This is a genomic window from Cognaticolwellia mytili (genome assembly GCF_002104475.1).
In the GTDB taxonomy this organism is placed as follows: Bacteria; Pseudomonadota; Gammaproteobacteria; order Enterobacterales; family Alteromonadaceae; genus Cognaticolwellia; species Cognaticolwellia mytili.
The window spans coordinates 160,610-175,671 of sequence record NZ_NBOF01000006.1; the positions used below are offsets into that span (position 1 = coordinate 160,610).

Consider the following 15,062-nt stretch of genomic DNA (forward strand, 5'->3'; position numbering starts at 1 on the left):
CGAATGTATGAAAGTTATTATGGTTTTAAAGAAAGGCCTTTCCAGTTAAGCCCTGATCCTCGGTTCTTTTTTGCCTCGAGCCATCATCAGCGTGCTCTATCGTATTTACAATATGGTTTAGATCAAGGTGAAGGGTTTATTGTAGTTACTGGTCCAATTGGCACTGGGAAAACGACCATAGCTCGTAACTTACTAAGTAACTTAGACGATGCTAATATTGTGGCAGCACAGCTTGTAACTACGAAATTAAACCCGAAAGAATTATTGGAGTTGGTTGTATCAGAATTTAACATTACTGTAAAAGGTGATAGCAAAGCTGATTTATTGCAGGCGATTGAAAGGTTTCTCGTACAATTACATCAGCAAGATAAGCGCGCGCTATTAATCGTCGATGAAGCACAAAATCTATCGAGTGAAAGTGTTGAAGAACTAAGAATGCTATCTAATTTCCAGTTAGATAATAAACCATTGATCCAAAGCTTTCTTTTGGGGCAAGAGGAACTCAAAGGCATCATTCAAGCGCCTAACATGGAGCAATTTCGTCAAAGAATTATCGCATCAGCTCACCTAAAGCCACTTTCAAGCGAAGAAGTTAAAGAGTATATAAATCATCGCTTGCAGCAGGCTGGTTGTAAAAAAACAGAAGTATTTTCTGCTCCTGCTTTTGATCTCATCCATGAAAAAACCTTAGGTGTTCCACGAAAAATAAACATTTTCGTTGATAGATTACTACTTTTTGGTTTTCTTGAAGAACTAGATAACATTGATGTTGATTCAATTGACGAAGTAGCTAAAGAAATGGAAGTTGAGCTTACGGGCTCATTAAACGGGGCACAGTTGCAAAGTATTGAACCTAATCAAGCAGTGCTGAGTTCAACAGCAAACGTAGCAAGCATTAAAGATGTGCTACGCGAAGTAGAAGAGATATTGGAAACTAGCATTAAAGAAAAAATAAAAATGGCACGCTATGTAGACAAGCTTTTGAAACAAAAGAGCCGAATGTACACTAACGCTACGACTGGAACGAATGAATAGCTTGTCGTTGCAACAAAAAAACCGCTAAAAAGCGGTTTTAAATTTAAGTTCATCAGCTAGAGTTAGTCATTAATTGTTAATTCATACTTTTCAATCAATGAATATAGTGTAGGTCTAGTCACACCTAGTAACTCTGACGTTTTTGACATGTTCCCATCTGCTAAGGCATAGGCTTTTTGAATAGCAATAGATTCTGCACGTTCTCTTACCGTACGTAAATTTAATGATAATTCAAAGCTTTTCTCTTGATGATCAAAAAAACCAAGATCTAATGCTGTGACTTGTCGGCCAGTCGTCATAATTACTGAACTTTTAACTTTATTTTGCAATTCCCGGATATTACCTGGCCAACGATGGTCTTTAATCGCACTTAACGCATCTTCAGAGAAACTTTTAACGTTGCGCTTATATTCTGAGGCATAGTGTTGCAAAAAGTACTGCGCAAGAATAATAACATCTTCATCGCGGTCTCTTAAGGGAGGAATGTTAAGAGTTATTTCACTGACGCGATAAAATAAGTCTTCTCTAAAGGTTTTATCTGCAACCATTTCTTCAAGGTTTTGATTAGTCGCGCAAACGACCCTAACATCAACTGCAATCTCTTGTCGACCCCCTAAGCGCTCAATACGTTTTTCCTGTAGAAAACGTAACAATTTTGCTTGCAGGCTATAAGGCATATCCCCTATTTCATCAAGAAATAAAGTACCACCTTCCGCACACTCAATTTTTCCTTTTGTTGCTCTATGCGCACCTGTAAAAGCACCTTTTTCAAAACCGAATAACTCACTTTCTAAAAGTGTTTCAGGTATCGAGGCACAATTTATCGCAACAAAAGGTTTATTTTTACGATCACTAGCTAAATGAACGGCATTAGCAGTTACCTCTTTGCCAGTACCGCTCTCCCCTAGCAGCAATGCCGTAATTGCAGTCGGCGCGATACGTTTTACCATCATACGTAATCTATCGATGCTTTCACTATTACCGATAATACCAATATCGCTACCGGCAACGGCACGCATTTTACGATTTTCTTCTTCAATAGCCGCGACGCTGAAAGCTCGAGAAACAATGACATTAATCACTTCTGTATCAACAGGCTTTTGATAAAAATCATAAGCGCCAGCAGCTATCGCAGTTAACGCGTTATTTCTGTCATCGTTACCTGTAATAACAATCACTTTAGTATGGGGGGCGATGACTAATATTTCTTGTAGTGCAGCTAAGCCTTCTGAAGCGTTAGTTTCGTCTGGCGGTAGCCCTAAATCTAATGTTACCACCTTAGGCTCATGTCGGCGCACGGCGGCGATAGCACTTTCGCGATCGCCAGCCAAGACAGCATCGTAATCTGACAAGCTCCATTTTAGCTGCTTTTGAATACCTTTATCGTCATCTACGATTAACAACTTTTCCATTCTCGGAAATCCTTATGATAAATCTTAATTATTTACAGGGCTATTTGCATGGGAAGGTAAGTCTATGGTGAAAACAGTCCCCTGATTAAGCGTACTTTCAACTCTTATAACACCCAACATACTTTCAAAAAATTGTTTAGCTTCAAAGACCCCTATTCCCATTCCTGCATTACCTTTAGTTGTATCAAATGGCCTAAACAAGCGAGTATTAATAAACTCTTCGCTCATACCACAGCCATTGTCCGCAATGGTAATCCTAATAGTACGTTTTTTCTCAGCTAAGGTCACCTTAACCCAACCATGACTTTCCGTCGCTTCTTGGGCATTTTGTATGAGATGGTGCATCACAGAATGAAATGCCTCATGATCAATCAAACTAAAACAATTACCATCATGCTCGAAATTCACTTGGGGCTGCTGAACGTTACACTGATTAACTACCTTATCAATAGTTTTGGCAAGATCAATTTTACGATTGCTCGACTGCTCAACCTGTTTCTTACGCAGCTGTGATAGAACCTTTGCAAGTCTTTCTGTTGCCGACTCAACGGTTTCAAAGACATCATCAATAAATTCTGGATTTTTACGGTGTTTTTCCGCATTAGTGGTTATCAAAGTAAGCTGTGCTTGAACATTTTTCAAATCATGCACTAAGAATGCTGACATACGATTAAAAGCATCGAATTGTTTTGACTCGCTTAGTTTGTCAGTTGCCTCATATAACGAGATAAAGTTACCCAGCTGTTTAGAAACCGCAAAAAGTAGATCTCTATCTTCCCAATTTAGTTGCTTTATCTTATTTTCATCCGCTAAGACAAATAAACCATAAAAAGCTTTACCAATAAAGATTGGCACTATTATTTGTATATTTGATTCTTTGCAACGAGCAGTATCTAATACTAAATCAGGGTAAATAGTAGGCGATTGCTCATATTCATTAACATCAACTATCCAGCCTTGCTGTTGGCAGAATTTACCTACTTCAATTAGTTGTTCTTCAATGTTTTCATCTATATTGATGTTATGACAATATTGCTGTTGATAGTGTTGATCTGTCACTTTTTTTATAATAGCGCCACGTTGCGCATCAACTTTCGACATCATAATTTGTGTCGCCATTTGATAGTGACTTTCACCGCTGGTAGTTTCAATTTTTTCAATAAGATTTAACCATTCGTCACGATATTCATATTTATTAGCAAAAAAGTTTTTCGCAATAAATACTTTTACTCGTCGACGTAAAGATTCAGTTATCAATAATGCGAAAAGTACGATACCACTTAACATCAAGAAACCAATACTAACAAAGCTTCCCCATTCACCACCGACATAATTTATCACGTAGCCAGCAAGAGCCATAAGCAATAAGTAAGTACCTGCTATCATTAGCATTGAACTATAAAAAACTACATTACGCGAAACAAATATCCGCACTTCACCGTTCTTCACTCTACGTGTGCTAATGAGTAGTAATGGAGCAACAAATAACGCTAGGTAGCCTCTGCTATACCAAAAATCAAAATCAATTCCATCAATCATAGTGGCCTGAGCATATAGTACAAAATCAAAAATAGCGATGCTTGCTAACGCGATAACTAAAGGCCAAATAGCCCACCGTACCTGCAAATTTGCATTTCGATATAATTGTTCTAGTAGCACTAACATCCACAAATTGAGCACAATAAAAAGTAAGAAAATGTATTCATAAGCATAATCTAGCCAGTAGCTTACAAACCAACAGCCGACCATTAGGAGCAGCCAAATTGCGACATATTGTCGGACGTAGAAATTCCGAACCAATATCCGAATACTACGATCCTCGGTATTAAACAATATGATAAGCAACGACCAACACGCTATTTTAAATGCATCAGCCAATAGCGCCCACTGTAAGCTATAACCAAACTTAATTTGTAAGGCTGCAACGACATTAGTGGTCAGTGTCACTAGAATGCAAAATAAAACCCAACGCGCCAGTAAGCTATTATTTCGTGCCGCGATAATAAGCAGTGTAAATATTGCATATGCGACACTTGCTAAGGAAAAGCCAATTGAACCAATGAAATCCATGATTTGTTCTTTTTATTTGTTAGCTGCTGTTTTGGTGAAAATCTCTGTCAATATGGGAACGATCACAAAGCTGGCAATGGCAGAAATACATAAGCCAGAAATAATAACCACTCCAAGAGGTTGCCATAGGCTCCCACCAAATAATGTCAGTGGTATTAAGCCACCAATGGTTGTTATTGTTGTTAATAATATTGGTGTAAAACGAGTTGCACTGGCAAACAAAATAGCTTGCTCTTTGTCATTGTTTATCAATAAATTTTTATTAGTAGTATCAATTAAAATAATCGCGTTATTAACCACAATACCAAACAAACTAATTAAACCGATAAACGCCATCATAGAGAATGATAAACCTGTTAGATACAAACCAAATACCGCGCCAGCAATAGCAAAGGGAATAGATGTAAAAATAACTAAGGGCTGCAAGAATGATTTAAACTGCAACACTAAAATGGCAAAGATGCCAATTGCCGTTATCAACATAATTTGAGACAACCCAGCAAAAGATTCTTGTCGAGCTTCTTCCTCACCACCCAAAATATAATACATACCCGCTGGCAATTCATAATTTTCAAGATAATTAACAATATCACTAGTTAGCACTTGAACTGAATACCCTTGTGCGGCATCTGCAGAAACTCTCGCCATTCGTAATTTTTGGTAGTGGAAAAAATCTGTTCTTCCCTTCTGCAATTTTGTATCGATAAATTGCCCCAATGGAACACTTTTTCCTTGGTCATTAACAATAGTAATATCTGCAAGGCCTGCCAAATCACTTTTTGGGCGACGTACGAGTATTGGATAGTTTTCACCATTACTATCGTTAAACTTTCCGATAAATGTGCCCGAAAGAGCCGTTTGAATGACATTATCTAAGTTGTGTACATCGATCCCCGATAATGCGGCTTTATCATAATCAATATCTAATGCTAATTCAGTATTCGCAATTCCAATAGGGTTATCTATGTTAATGACCCCTGACATTGATGCCATATGGCTGTGTATATCTGCTGCAACTTTCTCTAGGTCAGTCAATGATTCACTGATCAGCCTTACCGTAATGGGCTGGTCCGTTACTGGTCCTTGAGTAAATTCTTTTACTGTAACTTTTGCTTGGTGCCACTGCGAAAATTCAGTGCGTAAATTGCCCACTAAGGTATTTACTTTATCTTCATCATATTCTTTCAATACAAGTAGTATTTGGCCATAAGTAACAACACCACGTTTAGGTATTTCGTTATAGTAAATACGTGGATTTGAATTACCGACATTAAGTGCTATTTTATCCACTTCAGGTTGTTCTTTAAGAAAACCTGTCATTGAGTGCATAACACTATTAGTATAATCCAACGATGAATTTGGTGGTGTTTCAACATCAATAAGCAACATAGATTTTTCGGCTTTAGGAAATAAACTCAAACCAACTTGGCCAAAGAGCGATGCCATGGCAATTAGCGCAATAAATGCAGCAGTTAAAACTATAAACTTTGCATTCATCAACTTGCGCAGCCACCGGACATAATATCGTTCCGCAAATGCATTAGCATAATATTGTAGCGTTTTGATTTTTGAAGTTTTTTTGCTAAAAAGCTTACTCGCCAATAAGGGCGTCAAAGTTAAAGCTATGAGTAAAGACGCCAACAAAACTAGCACCACAGTTACTGGCATTGAGCGAACAAAATCGCCAGTATCACTAGCTAACATCAACATAGGCAAAAAAGCTAACATAGTAGTAACCGTACCACTACTAATAGCCCAACCTACACGACTAGTACCAACCGCCGCAGCTTCACTTAATGTCGGAAAGTTAGCTTTTTCTCGATGAATACTTTCGGTAACAACAATTGCATTATCGACCAATAACCCTAGAGCGATAATTAGTCCAACAATTGACATTTGTTGCAAGCCAAAACCTGCGAAATCAAGCCAACCTATTGCAATTAGAAATGATAAAGGTATAGCAACAATAACAACAAGCGCTTCACGCACACCGAGAAATATTAGCGACATAATGCCAACTAATACTAATCCTTGCCATAAATTATCAAAAAAACCATTAACACGGTTTGCAACGCCATCTGACTGCTTAAATAAAGTCGCTATTTTGATGCTTTCAGGTAACGTCTCCTGAAAGGATGAAATTTCATTTTCAATGGCTTTTGTCAGTGTGAAAATATTGGTATGCGCACGTTGCTCGGCGGTTAAAAATATTACCGGCTTGCCGTCGTAGTATGCTAAGTAACTTGGATCACGATCGGAGAACGATACATGAGCTACGTCCGCTAAACGAATAATGGATGTTTTATCTGAAAATACAACAGTATTATTTAGCTCTTCAATATGTTGAAAATTTCCACTAGTTTTAACATTAAAACGTCGAATATTGGCATCTACAAAACCGGGAGTAATATTGATAGCACGACCCTTTAATATATTATTAATAGTAGTTACGCTGATGCCATAATGTTTTAACATATTTAAGTTTAAATCAACGGCAACAACCTGCGTAGGATAGCCCCATATATCTGCTTTTTTTACTGCTTCTATTGCCTCTATTCTCTTTTCGAGCTGCTTCGCATGGAACTCCATACTCTTATAATTACTTGAGTCACTCCATAGCGCCAATTGAATAATAGCAACACTGGTTGGTGTAGCTTTTAACACCAACACATCTTGTACACCTTCTGGCAACGTAGGTTTTACTGATGAAACTGCTTGCTTAATTTCGTTATATGCAGCGTTGGGATCACTACCATATAAAAATGTCACCTCAATGCGTGCGCCACCATTCTTAATTTGTGATTCAATTTTTTTTATTCCTTCAATATCCGCAAACTCTTCTTCCAAAGGATCAACAACTAAGCTTTCAATATCCGTAGGTGATGCTCCCGGATATATAATTTCTAATAGCGTAATAGGGATATCAAATTGTGGGTCTTCAGAACGAGGCATCTGAAAATATGAAACAATGCCTACCAGTACTAACAGTACAACAATGGTCAAAGTGAATTGGGCGTTTTTAATGGCTGTGCTAGGAAGGCGCATAATTATTATTGCTCACTCACTAATAAATTTTGCCAGCCTTTAGTCATAACTTTTAGAGGTGCATCGTCAGGACTTGCACTTAAGTATACATAATCATTATCTAACTGAAATATACTAAAACTTTGCTTAACAAAATCAGCTCCTTCCGATGGTTGAGCGATAACAATTGCTTTTCCGGCTTCATCAACAGCAACAAGTGCTCCTATAGGGAGCTTATAAACAAATTTACTACTTTTAAAGTCGATATCAACACCTGCTAATTGTCCAGCAATCATTCTCGATAAAGCAGGTGCTTTCGGCAATGAAATTTCGATAATAAATAAGTTACTGGTGCTTTCAGCGATTGCAGGGATTTTACTAACAAAACCCTCAATGGTAGCCATGTGATCTAAAGTGACTTTTACACTTTGCCCCAATTGAACTTGTCCAACCTCTTGGCCCGTGAGTGCTACTTTGACAATCCAATCAAGTTTAGCAATTTTTAGTACTTCGTTTCCTGGAGATTGAAGCTCACCTAGCTCGGTATTTCGCGCTAAGACAATACCAGAAAATGGTGCATATATTTGTGCCTTCTCTAGATTATAGTAAGAAACTTGATAGGCAGCTCGTCTAGCTTCAGCTTGCGTCATTGCATTATCCATATCACGCTCAGACGCCATTTCCTTGTCCATCAAACGACTTATACGTTTTACTTCCCGCTTTGCTTGTAACAGCTGAGCATAGTTAGCATTTTTATCTTCTTTCAATTCGCTTACATCTAAGGAAGCCAGTAATTGGCCTTTAGTGAACTGTTCACCTTCATCAATATTTAATAATCTTAAATAACCACTACTTTTGAAAGCAAGACTTAAAGTACGTTTATAGTCCAACCTACCTGTACGTTCTATGGTGTCACTGTAAAAATCAGCTACTACCACTTCAGTATCATATGATTGAGCGAAAGCAATATTCGCGATTGAAATAAGCAACAAATTAAGTACAGTAAAAAGTCGTTTCATAGCTATGTATTTACTTATAGAGTATTGAGAATAATGATTTATTATAGTCTTTACTTTAGGCATCTTCATGCTGAAAGTACACCTTTTTCCCATTACCCCTTAACAATAAATTAATAAAATCGCCTTGAAATCAATCTATATCTTAAATACTACCGAAATTCAAAGAAAGATATCATTTAGATAGTGAAAAAAAGTGTTAAATTGCCATTTAAGACAAATAAAACGGGTATTCTGTGTAGACATAATCGGGCATAATCTATAGTATTTGCCGCGCTTAAAGTATTTAAATATATTGTCTTAGTAAAATTATCTAGAAGATAAAATAACCACCCGTAGCTCAGCTGGATAGAGTACACGCCTCCGAAGCGTGTGGTCACAGGTTCAATTCCTGTCGGGTGGGCCACCTCCTTAACAATACTTATCAAAAACAGTAAAAATCAATTTAACTTTCATGTAGAGCAGAATTTTCTGTCTTGGAAATTACCTATCGAAAGTTATTCAAACACACTTATATATCAGCACTAGCTAATATAAGGCCAATTCTCTACAATATTAGCTCTTGTCAGATTTAGGAAGTTATTCATGAAAGCAGAAGTAAAGTGGGTTGGTGATGAGTTATTTATGGGCACATCAGAAAGTGGTCACACGATCGTATTAGATGCAAATGGCGGAGCTTTAGCACCAAGTCCATTAGAAAATGTATTAATTTCTTTAGGAGCTTGCTCTTCCGTTGATGTCGTCAGCATTTTAGAAAAAGCACGCCAAAACATTAGAGGCTGTAAAGTCGAAATTACAGCTAAACGTGTTGATACAGTGCCTAAGTTGTTTTCTGATATACATCTACACTTTGTGATAGAAGGCAACGAAATTAGTGAAAAACATGTAGAACGCGCAGTGAAATTATCTGCCGACAAATATTGCTCAGTTGCACTTATGCTGAACAAATCTGTCAATATAACCCATGACTTTGAAGTGAAAGCAGTATAGGCGATCTTCCCTCTTTTAAGATTAATAGGGCTAACCCTTAGTTTATCCCTATTAATCTTCTAAAATCGTCCGTATCCTTCTTTGATAAGCTATATTTCTCTTGTGCTAGTGATAACAGTTCATTGCTATCTAGTTGACCGCCATTTCTAGCTTGTGCCATTAAGGCCACCCATAAACTTTCAGTTCCATGTTTTTTGGGATACGCAATTTCAATAGAGCTATAGATATATAAACCACAATCATAAAGCGCTTGATAATTTCCTGCTTCAACTTGTTCTGGTAAAGATGAGCTTTTCATAATACCGAGACAGTTACCCTTTGCTTGCGCTACTTTTGCTTCAACAAAGTGTTGGTACTGAGGCACCAAGCTTAGCATGATTTTCTTTGCCATCATTTCCGCATGGCCTTCGTGCAACCAGTTATCTACGGGAGTTACTGCTTGGCCGGCCATTTTCTGGTACATGTGTGCCGCCTCATGTGCAAAGAACCATAAAGTCGCTGCTGGATTCTGCTCGTGATATGTCGCAGCCCCGTACCAATGCATAAAAACCTGATTAGGCAAAACTCCGCCCTGACGCCCAAAGCTACCATCACTGGTTTCGCCAAATGAAGCAAATAACATCGGTTTATTTTCTATAACTCCGTAGGTGGCCTCCAGAAATGACATCATGCGAGGTAAGATAGTATCCAGCTGCCTACCAACAGTTTTTGTTAATTTGGCGTCAACAATACTAATGTAGTCTTCATTATAATTTAACCGCTGCTTGCCTATATAAAACTTTTGACCGTCATTTTTATCCCACCAAGATGTTTTCTTTAAATACGTTTGACTGCCTACGATAATAGTATCATCAACAGGTGCCTTAATAGCCATCGCCCAAATATTTTCGCTACCTGAGCATATATTAGGGCAAGCGAAAAAACGCCCACTGTGCACTAGCATCCCACCATCAGAGAATGGAGAAAATGGCGCATAACTTTTTGGTAAATGAATATAGCTAGGAGTGAGTTGAAACCTCACCAAAGAAAACGGCTTGCCATCTTTACGCGTAGCGATCTCCTTACCATTAATATAATTAACGCTAAACTCTGAAGAAATCGGTAGCCAACGCTTTAATCGACTATCATCAGGCGAGTTTGCAAACACCACTGCTTTGATCGGTTCTTTACTCTGATAACTAACAGTCCAGCCTAAGTCCGCATGCTTTTCAATCTCGGTAAAAAGAATGTCTTCTGCTACTGCAGATATTGAAAACCCACATAAAGCGATTACATAAAATGACATTTGGATAAGGCATCTGCGCATGCCTATAAGTCACTCATCCAATCTAGTTGTTTATTTGCTTCGCGTTTTTTATACATTATATCTTTTATTAACGGTGTTAATATTAACTCCATCGCTAAGCCCATTTTACCGCCTGGCACCACTAAGGTATTCATCCGTGACATAAAAGCACCGTCAATCATGCTTAGATAATAAGGAAAATCTAAATGACTAGACTCTCTACAACGAATAACCACAAAGCTTTCATCTAGGGTTGGTATCGCTTTCGCGCTAAATGGATTAGATGTATCAACCGTAGGCACTCGTTGAAAATTAATATGCGTTCGTGAAAATTGTGGCGTAATAAAAGAGATATAATCTTCCATACTTCTAACAATACTAGCCGTCACAGCTTCGCGGCTATGGCCACGCTGGTTGGTATCACGAATTATCTTCTGTATCCATTCTAGATTGACAATTGGCACCATACCAATCAGTAGGTCTACATGTTTCGCAACGTCATTTTTTTCGGTTACTACACCGCCATGTAAACCTTCGTAAAATAATAAATCAGTACCTTCACCTAGTTCTTCCCATGGAGTAAAAGTTCCTGGCATTTGATTATATGGTACGGCTTCATCAAAGGTATGAAGATATCGACGCATTTTTCCCTTACCCGTTTCAGAGTAATCTTTAAAGAGTTTCTCTAAAGCATCAAAATCATTCGCAGCATCGCCAAAATAACTAACATTACGTTGTTCTTCACGTGCTTTACGCTTTTCCAAATCCATTTCTTGTCGAGAGAAGCGATGAAAGCTATCCCCTTCAACTGTCGCAGAAGAAATACCAAGCGAGCGAAAAATATGCTCAAAAGACTCAATGGTTGTTGATGTACCAGCGCCGGAAGAACCAGTAACAGCAATAATAGGATTACGTGACGACATTATGTATCAGCCTTACTATAGGTGGACAATTGTTATACGAGGTATTACTTGATGGGTCAAGCTTTTAGCTGCTACATATAATTTTCAGGCACAAAAAAGCGGAGCCTAAGCTCCGCTTTCAATTCCGTCAGAAGAATTTAGTAGTTTACTAAATTATGCTTCTGCGCTAGCTTCTTCAACAACTTCAGCAGCATCTTCTACTACTGGGCGGTCTACAAGCTCAACATAAGCCATAGGAGCTTTATCACCAGTACGGAAACCACATTTTAAAATGCGAGTGTAACCACCTGGACGTTCTTGGTAACGAGCACCAAGTTCGTTGAATAAAATACCTACTACTTCTTTATCTTGTGTACGAGCAAACGCTAAACGGCGATTTGCAACACTGTCGGTTTTGGCCAATGTAATTAGTGGCTCAACAACGCGACGTAGTTCTTTAGCCTTAGCTACGGTAGTTTTGATCAAACCGTGCTTTACTAATGAACTTGCCATATTGCGGAACATCGCCTGGCGATGACTGCTATTACGGTTTAACTGGCGACCGCTTTTACGATGGCGCATAAGTTAATCCTTATCTCAACTATTAAAAAAAACGATGATCGACTTAGTCGTTATCAGCTATGCTTTCAGGTGGCCAGTTTTCTAGGCGCATGCCTAGTGACAAACCACGAGACGCCAAAACGTCTTTGATTTCTGTTAAAGACTTCTTACCTAAATTAGGTGTTTTAAGAAGTTCAACTTCAGCACGCTGTACTAAATCGCCAATATATTGAATTGCTTCTGCTTTTAAACAGTTTGCTGAACGAACAGTAAGTTCAAGGTCATCAACAGGACGAAGCAAAATAGGATCAAACAGTGGTTTTTCCTCTTTTGGTTCGACTTCAGTCACATCACGAAGCTCAACAAACGCATCTAGCTGTTCAGCTAAAATTGTTGAAGCACGACGAATTGCTTCTTCAGGATCTAACGTACCGTTAGTTTCCATGTCTAGTACCAATTTGTCCAAATCTGTACGTTGTTCAACACGTGCAGAATCAACATCATAGGCAATTCTTACAACAGGACTAAATGAAGCATCAACTAACAAACGTCCAATTGCGCGATCTTCTTCCTCGGCATCACGTCGAGTTGAAGCTGGAACATAACCACGTCCCATTTCAACTTTAATACGCATACTGATAGAGCCGTCACCTGTCAAATGACAGATTACATGTGCTGGATTTGCAATTTCTACATCACCATCATGTTGGATATCGGCTGCCGTTACAGGGCCTTCACCGGACTTAGTTAAGGTAAGAACAGCTTGATCTTTGCCTTCTAAACTTATAGCTAGTCCCTTAAGGTTTAACAGTATTTCGATGATGTCTTCTTGCACACCTTCTTTACTGCTGTACTCATGAAGTACACCATCAATTTCTACTTCAGTTACAGCACAACCTGGCATTGAAGATAAAAGAATGCGGCGTAACGCATTACCTAAAGTGTGACCAAAACCACGTTCTAATGGCTCTAAAGTTACTTTAGCACGAGTAGCACTAACAGTTTCGATATCAACCAATCGTGGTCTAAGGAATTCGGTTACAGAACCCTGCATTATGTCCTCTCTTAAAGTGCAACTTTACTTAGAGTAAAGTTCAACAATCAACTGTTCATTAATTTCGGCAGATAGGTCAGAACGATCAGGAACACGTTTGAAAACGCCTTCAAGTTTCTTGTTATCTACTTCAACCCAAACTGGCTTCTCACGTTGCTCAGCTAATTCTAAAGCAGCGATAATACGCGCTTGAGTTTTAGACTTTTCACGTACAGAAACTACATCTTCGGCTTTAACAGTGAAAGATGGAATATTAACAACAACACCGTTAACTACGATAGCTTTATGGCTAACTAGTTGACGAGCTTCAGCACGAGTGCTTGCATAGCCCATACGGTATACTACGTTGTCAAGACGTTTCTCTAAAAGTTGCAACAAGTTTTCACCTGTATTGCCTTTTAGACGAGCCGCTTCTTTATAGTAGTTGCGGAATTGTTTTTCTAGAACGCCATATATACGACGAACTTTTTGTTTTTCACGAAGCTGAATACCGTAATCAGACAAACGACCGCGACGGGCGCCATGTTGACCTGGAATAGTTTCGATTTTACATTTAGTGTCAATTGCTCTAACACCGCTTTTAAGGAACAAATCTGTACCTTCGCGACGGCTAAGCTTTAACTTAGGACCTAAATATCTTGCCATTTTACTTTCTCCAACATTCCTAAAAAATAGCGATTAAACGCGACGTTTCTTAGGAGGACGACAACCATTATGAGGAATAGGTGTAACGTCAGTAATGTTGGTGATTTTAAAACCAGCAGCATTTAAGGCACGGATAGCAGATTCACGACCTGGACCTGGACCTTTAACGAACACTTCAATATTCTTCAAACCAAACTCTTGTGCAGTTTTACCAGCACGATCAGCAGCAACCTGTGCAGCGAATGGAGTAGATTTACGTGAACCACGGAAACCTGAACCACCTGCAGTTGCCCAAGATAAAGCATTACCTTGACGATCTGTAAGAGTCACGATTGTGTTGTTGAAAGATGCATGGATATGAGCCATGCCATCAGCAACTTGTTTTTTAACGCGCTTACGCGTTTTAACTGGTGTTTTAGCCATTGTCTAGTTCCTCTTACTTCTTAATTGGCTTACGAGGACCTTTACGGGTGCGCGCATTAGTTTTAGTGCGTTGACCACGTAGAGGAAGACTGCGACGGTGGCGAATACCACGGTAACAACCTAAATCCATAAGACGTTTAATGTTCATTGAAACTTCACGGCGTAAATCACCTTCAACGGTGTATTTATCCACTTCTGCACGAAGCAAATCAATTTGAGCTTCGTCCAATTCACTGATCTTAGTTGACTCTGCAATACCAGTAGCTACACAAATTGCTTTCGCACGTGTTGCTCCGATACCGAAGATCGCAGTAATGGCTATTACTGCATGCTTACGATCAGGGATGTTAATGCCAGCGATACGGGCCACTAAACACATCTCCTATTTTTAAATTAAAATTTACCAGTTGAAAAGCCCGTTAGGATACTCAACCAGCCGCATTTCTTTGTAAATCGAAGCGGCATTATACAGAGTTATCGGCATAATACCACTTCTAAAAGATCTAGCTGTTACTTAGGTTATTACTAACCTTGACGTTGTTTATGCTTTGGCTCTTCACAGATTACGCGAACAACACCAGCACGTTTAACAACTTTACAGTTACGACAAATCTTTTTTACGGATGCACGTACTTTCATTTTATA

At 38.7% G+C, this 15,062-nt stretch carries 14 protein-coding genes and 1 tRNA gene; 3 read left to right on the top strand and 12 right to left on the bottom strand.

The window, feature by feature from the left end:
• Positions 1-3 precede the first annotated feature (3 nt).
• Positions 4-1,035, top strand: coding sequence for an XrtA/PEP-CTERM system-associated ATPase (locus B7C41_RS18335; RefSeq protein WP_085300433.1), 1,032 nt, complete (start codon positions 4-6; stop codon positions 1,033-1,035).
• Between the two features lie 62 nt (positions 1,036-1,097).
• Here B7C41_RS18335 and prsR read toward each other — a convergent pair whose 3' ends face one another.
• From prsR to B7C41_RS18355, 4 genes are read right to left on the bottom strand one after another with little or no spacing between them, the layout of a single operon-like run.
• Entirely contained in the window at positions 1,098-2,447 is a 1,350-nt protein-coding gene (prsR, locus tag B7C41_RS18340; RefSeq protein ID WP_085300434.1) for a PEP-CTERM-box response regulator transcription factor, read from the bottom strand.
• A 24-nt stretch (positions 2,448-2,471) separates the two neighbouring features.
• Positions 2,472-4,517, bottom strand: a complete 2,046-nt coding sequence (gene prsK / locus B7C41_RS18345; protein WP_085300435.1) for an XrtA/PEP-CTERM system histidine kinase PrsK — start codon at positions 4,515-4,517, stop codon at positions 2,472-2,474.
• 12 nt (positions 4,518-4,529) lie between these two features.
• Positions 4,530-7,562 (bottom strand): efflux RND transporter permease subunit, encoded by a 3,033-nt coding sequence (locus tag B7C41_RS18350; RefSeq protein WP_085300436.1) that lies wholly within the window; start codon positions 7,560-7,562, stop codon positions 4,530-4,532.
• 5 nt (positions 7,563-7,567) lie between these two features.
• The gene (locus B7C41_RS18355; protein ID WP_158089163.1) at positions 7,568-8,560 is read right to left on the bottom strand and encodes an efflux RND transporter periplasmic adaptor subunit; all 993 of its coding nucleotides are present in this window, start codon (positions 8,558-8,560) and stop codon (positions 7,568-7,570) included.
• A 326-nt stretch (positions 8,561-8,886) separates the two neighbouring features.
• Between B7C41_RS18355 and B7C41_RS18360 the strand changes: the two genes are divergently transcribed.
• Together B7C41_RS18360 and B7C41_RS18365 are read left to right on the top strand one after the other, a co-directional pair.
• Positions 8,887-8,963: transfer RNA gene (locus B7C41_RS18360), tRNA-Arg, on the top strand.
• Between the two features lie 179 nt (positions 8,964-9,142).
• Positions 9,143-9,547, top strand: coding sequence for an OsmC family protein (locus tag B7C41_RS18365; RefSeq protein WP_085300438.1), 405 nt, complete (start codon positions 9,143-9,145; stop codon positions 9,545-9,547).
• 37 nt (positions 9,548-9,584) lie between these two features.
• Here the strand turns inward: B7C41_RS18365 and B7C41_RS18370 are convergent, their stop codons facing one another.
• The 8 genes from B7C41_RS18370 to rpmJ all read right to left on the bottom strand — a co-directional run bounded on the left by B7C41_RS18370 (position 9,585) and on the right by rpmJ (position 15,056).
• On the bottom strand, positions 9,585-10,832 hold the full coding sequence (locus B7C41_RS18370) for a hypothetical protein (protein WP_085300439.1): 1,248 nt from the start codon (positions 10,830-10,832) through the stop codon (positions 9,585-9,587).
• A gap of 23 nt (positions 10,833-10,855) precedes the next feature.
• A complete protein-coding gene (locus B7C41_RS18375; protein WP_085300440.1) occupies positions 10,856-11,755 on the bottom strand; it encodes a phosphoribulokinase in 900 nt (299 codons plus the stop codon).
• A 153-nt stretch (positions 11,756-11,908) separates the two neighbouring features.
• The gene (rplQ, locus tag B7C41_RS18380) at positions 11,909-12,316 is read right to left on the bottom strand and encodes a 50S ribosomal protein L17 (protein WP_085300441.1); all 408 of its coding nucleotides are present in this window, start codon (positions 12,314-12,316) and stop codon (positions 11,909-11,911) included.
• 43 nt (positions 12,317-12,359) lie between these two features.
• A complete protein-coding gene (locus B7C41_RS18385) occupies positions 12,360-13,349 on the bottom strand; it encodes a DNA-directed RNA polymerase subunit alpha (protein ID WP_085300442.1) in 990 nt (329 codons plus the stop codon).
• A gap of 24 nt (positions 13,350-13,373) precedes the next feature.
• Positions 13,374-13,994 carry a 30S ribosomal protein S4 gene (rpsD, locus tag B7C41_RS18390; RefSeq protein WP_077287458.1) on the bottom strand — a complete coding sequence of 207 codons (621 nt, stop codon included), beginning with the start codon at positions 13,992-13,994 and terminating at the stop codon, positions 13,374-13,376.
• 33 nt (positions 13,995-14,027) lie between these two features.
• Positions 14,028-14,417, bottom strand: a complete 390-nt coding sequence (rpsK, locus tag B7C41_RS18395; RefSeq protein ID WP_085300443.1) for a 30S ribosomal protein S11 — start codon at positions 14,415-14,417, stop codon at positions 14,028-14,030.
• Positions 14,418-14,430: 13 nt separating this feature from the next.
• Positions 14,431-14,787 carry a 30S ribosomal protein S13 gene (rpsM, locus tag B7C41_RS18400; protein WP_081151060.1) on the bottom strand — a complete coding sequence of 119 codons (357 nt, stop codon included), beginning with the start codon at positions 14,785-14,787 and terminating at the stop codon, positions 14,431-14,433.
• A gap of 155 nt (positions 14,788-14,942) precedes the next feature.
• The gene (gene rpmJ, locus B7C41_RS18405; protein WP_077287462.1) at positions 14,943-15,056 is read right to left on the bottom strand and encodes a 50S ribosomal protein L36; all 114 of its coding nucleotides are present in this window, start codon (positions 15,054-15,056) and stop codon (positions 14,943-14,945) included.
• Positions 15,057-15,062: the final 6 nt, after the last annotated feature.

Bases quoted from the DNA above. Each gene is read 5' to 3' on its own strand.
- B7C41_RS18335 (WP_085300433.1), top strand. From the start codon at position 4: ATGTATGAAAGTTATTATGGTTTTAAAGAAAGGCCTTTCCAGTTAAGC.
- prsR (WP_085300434.1), bottom strand. From the start codon at position 2,447: ATGGAAAAGTTGTTAATCGTAGATGACGATAAAGGTATTCAAAAGCAG.
- prsK (WP_085300435.1), bottom strand. From the start codon at position 4,517: ATGGATTTCATTGGTTCAATTGGCTTTTCCTTAGCAAGTGTCGCATAT.
- B7C41_RS18350 (WP_085300436.1), bottom strand. From the start codon at position 7,562: ATGCGCCTTCCTAGCACAGCCATTAAAAACGCCCAATTCACTTTGACC.
- B7C41_RS18355 (WP_158089163.1), bottom strand. From the start codon at position 8,560: ATGAAACGACTTTTTACTGTACTTAATTTGTTGCTTATTTCAATCGCG.
- B7C41_RS18365 (WP_085300438.1), top strand. From the start codon at position 9,143: ATGAAAGCAGAAGTAAAGTGGGTTGGTGATGAGTTATTTATGGGCACA.
- B7C41_RS18370 (WP_085300439.1), bottom strand. From the start codon at position 10,832: ATGTCATTTTATGTAATCGCTTTATGTGGGTTTTCAATATCTGCAGTA.
- B7C41_RS18375 (WP_085300440.1), bottom strand. From the start codon at position 11,755: ATGTCGTCACGTAATCCTATTATTGCTGTTACTGGTTCTTCCGGCGCT.
- rplQ (WP_085300441.1), bottom strand. From the start codon at position 12,316: ATGCGCCATCGTAAAAGCGGTCGCCAGTTAAACCGTAATAGCAGTCAT.
- B7C41_RS18385 (WP_085300442.1), bottom strand. From the start codon at position 13,349: ATGCAGGGTTCTGTAACCGAATTCCTTAGACCACGATTGGTTGATATC.
- rpsD (WP_077287458.1), bottom strand. From the start codon at position 13,994: ATGGCAAGATATTTAGGTCCTAAGTTAAAGCTTAGCCGTCGCGAAGGT.
- rpsK (WP_085300443.1), bottom strand. From the start codon at position 14,417: ATGGCTAAAACACCAGTTAAAACGCGTAAGCGCGTTAAAAAACAAGTT.
- rpmJ (WP_077287462.1), bottom strand. From the start codon at position 15,056: ATGAAAGTACGTGCATCCGTAAAAAAGATTTGTCGTAACTGTAAAGTT.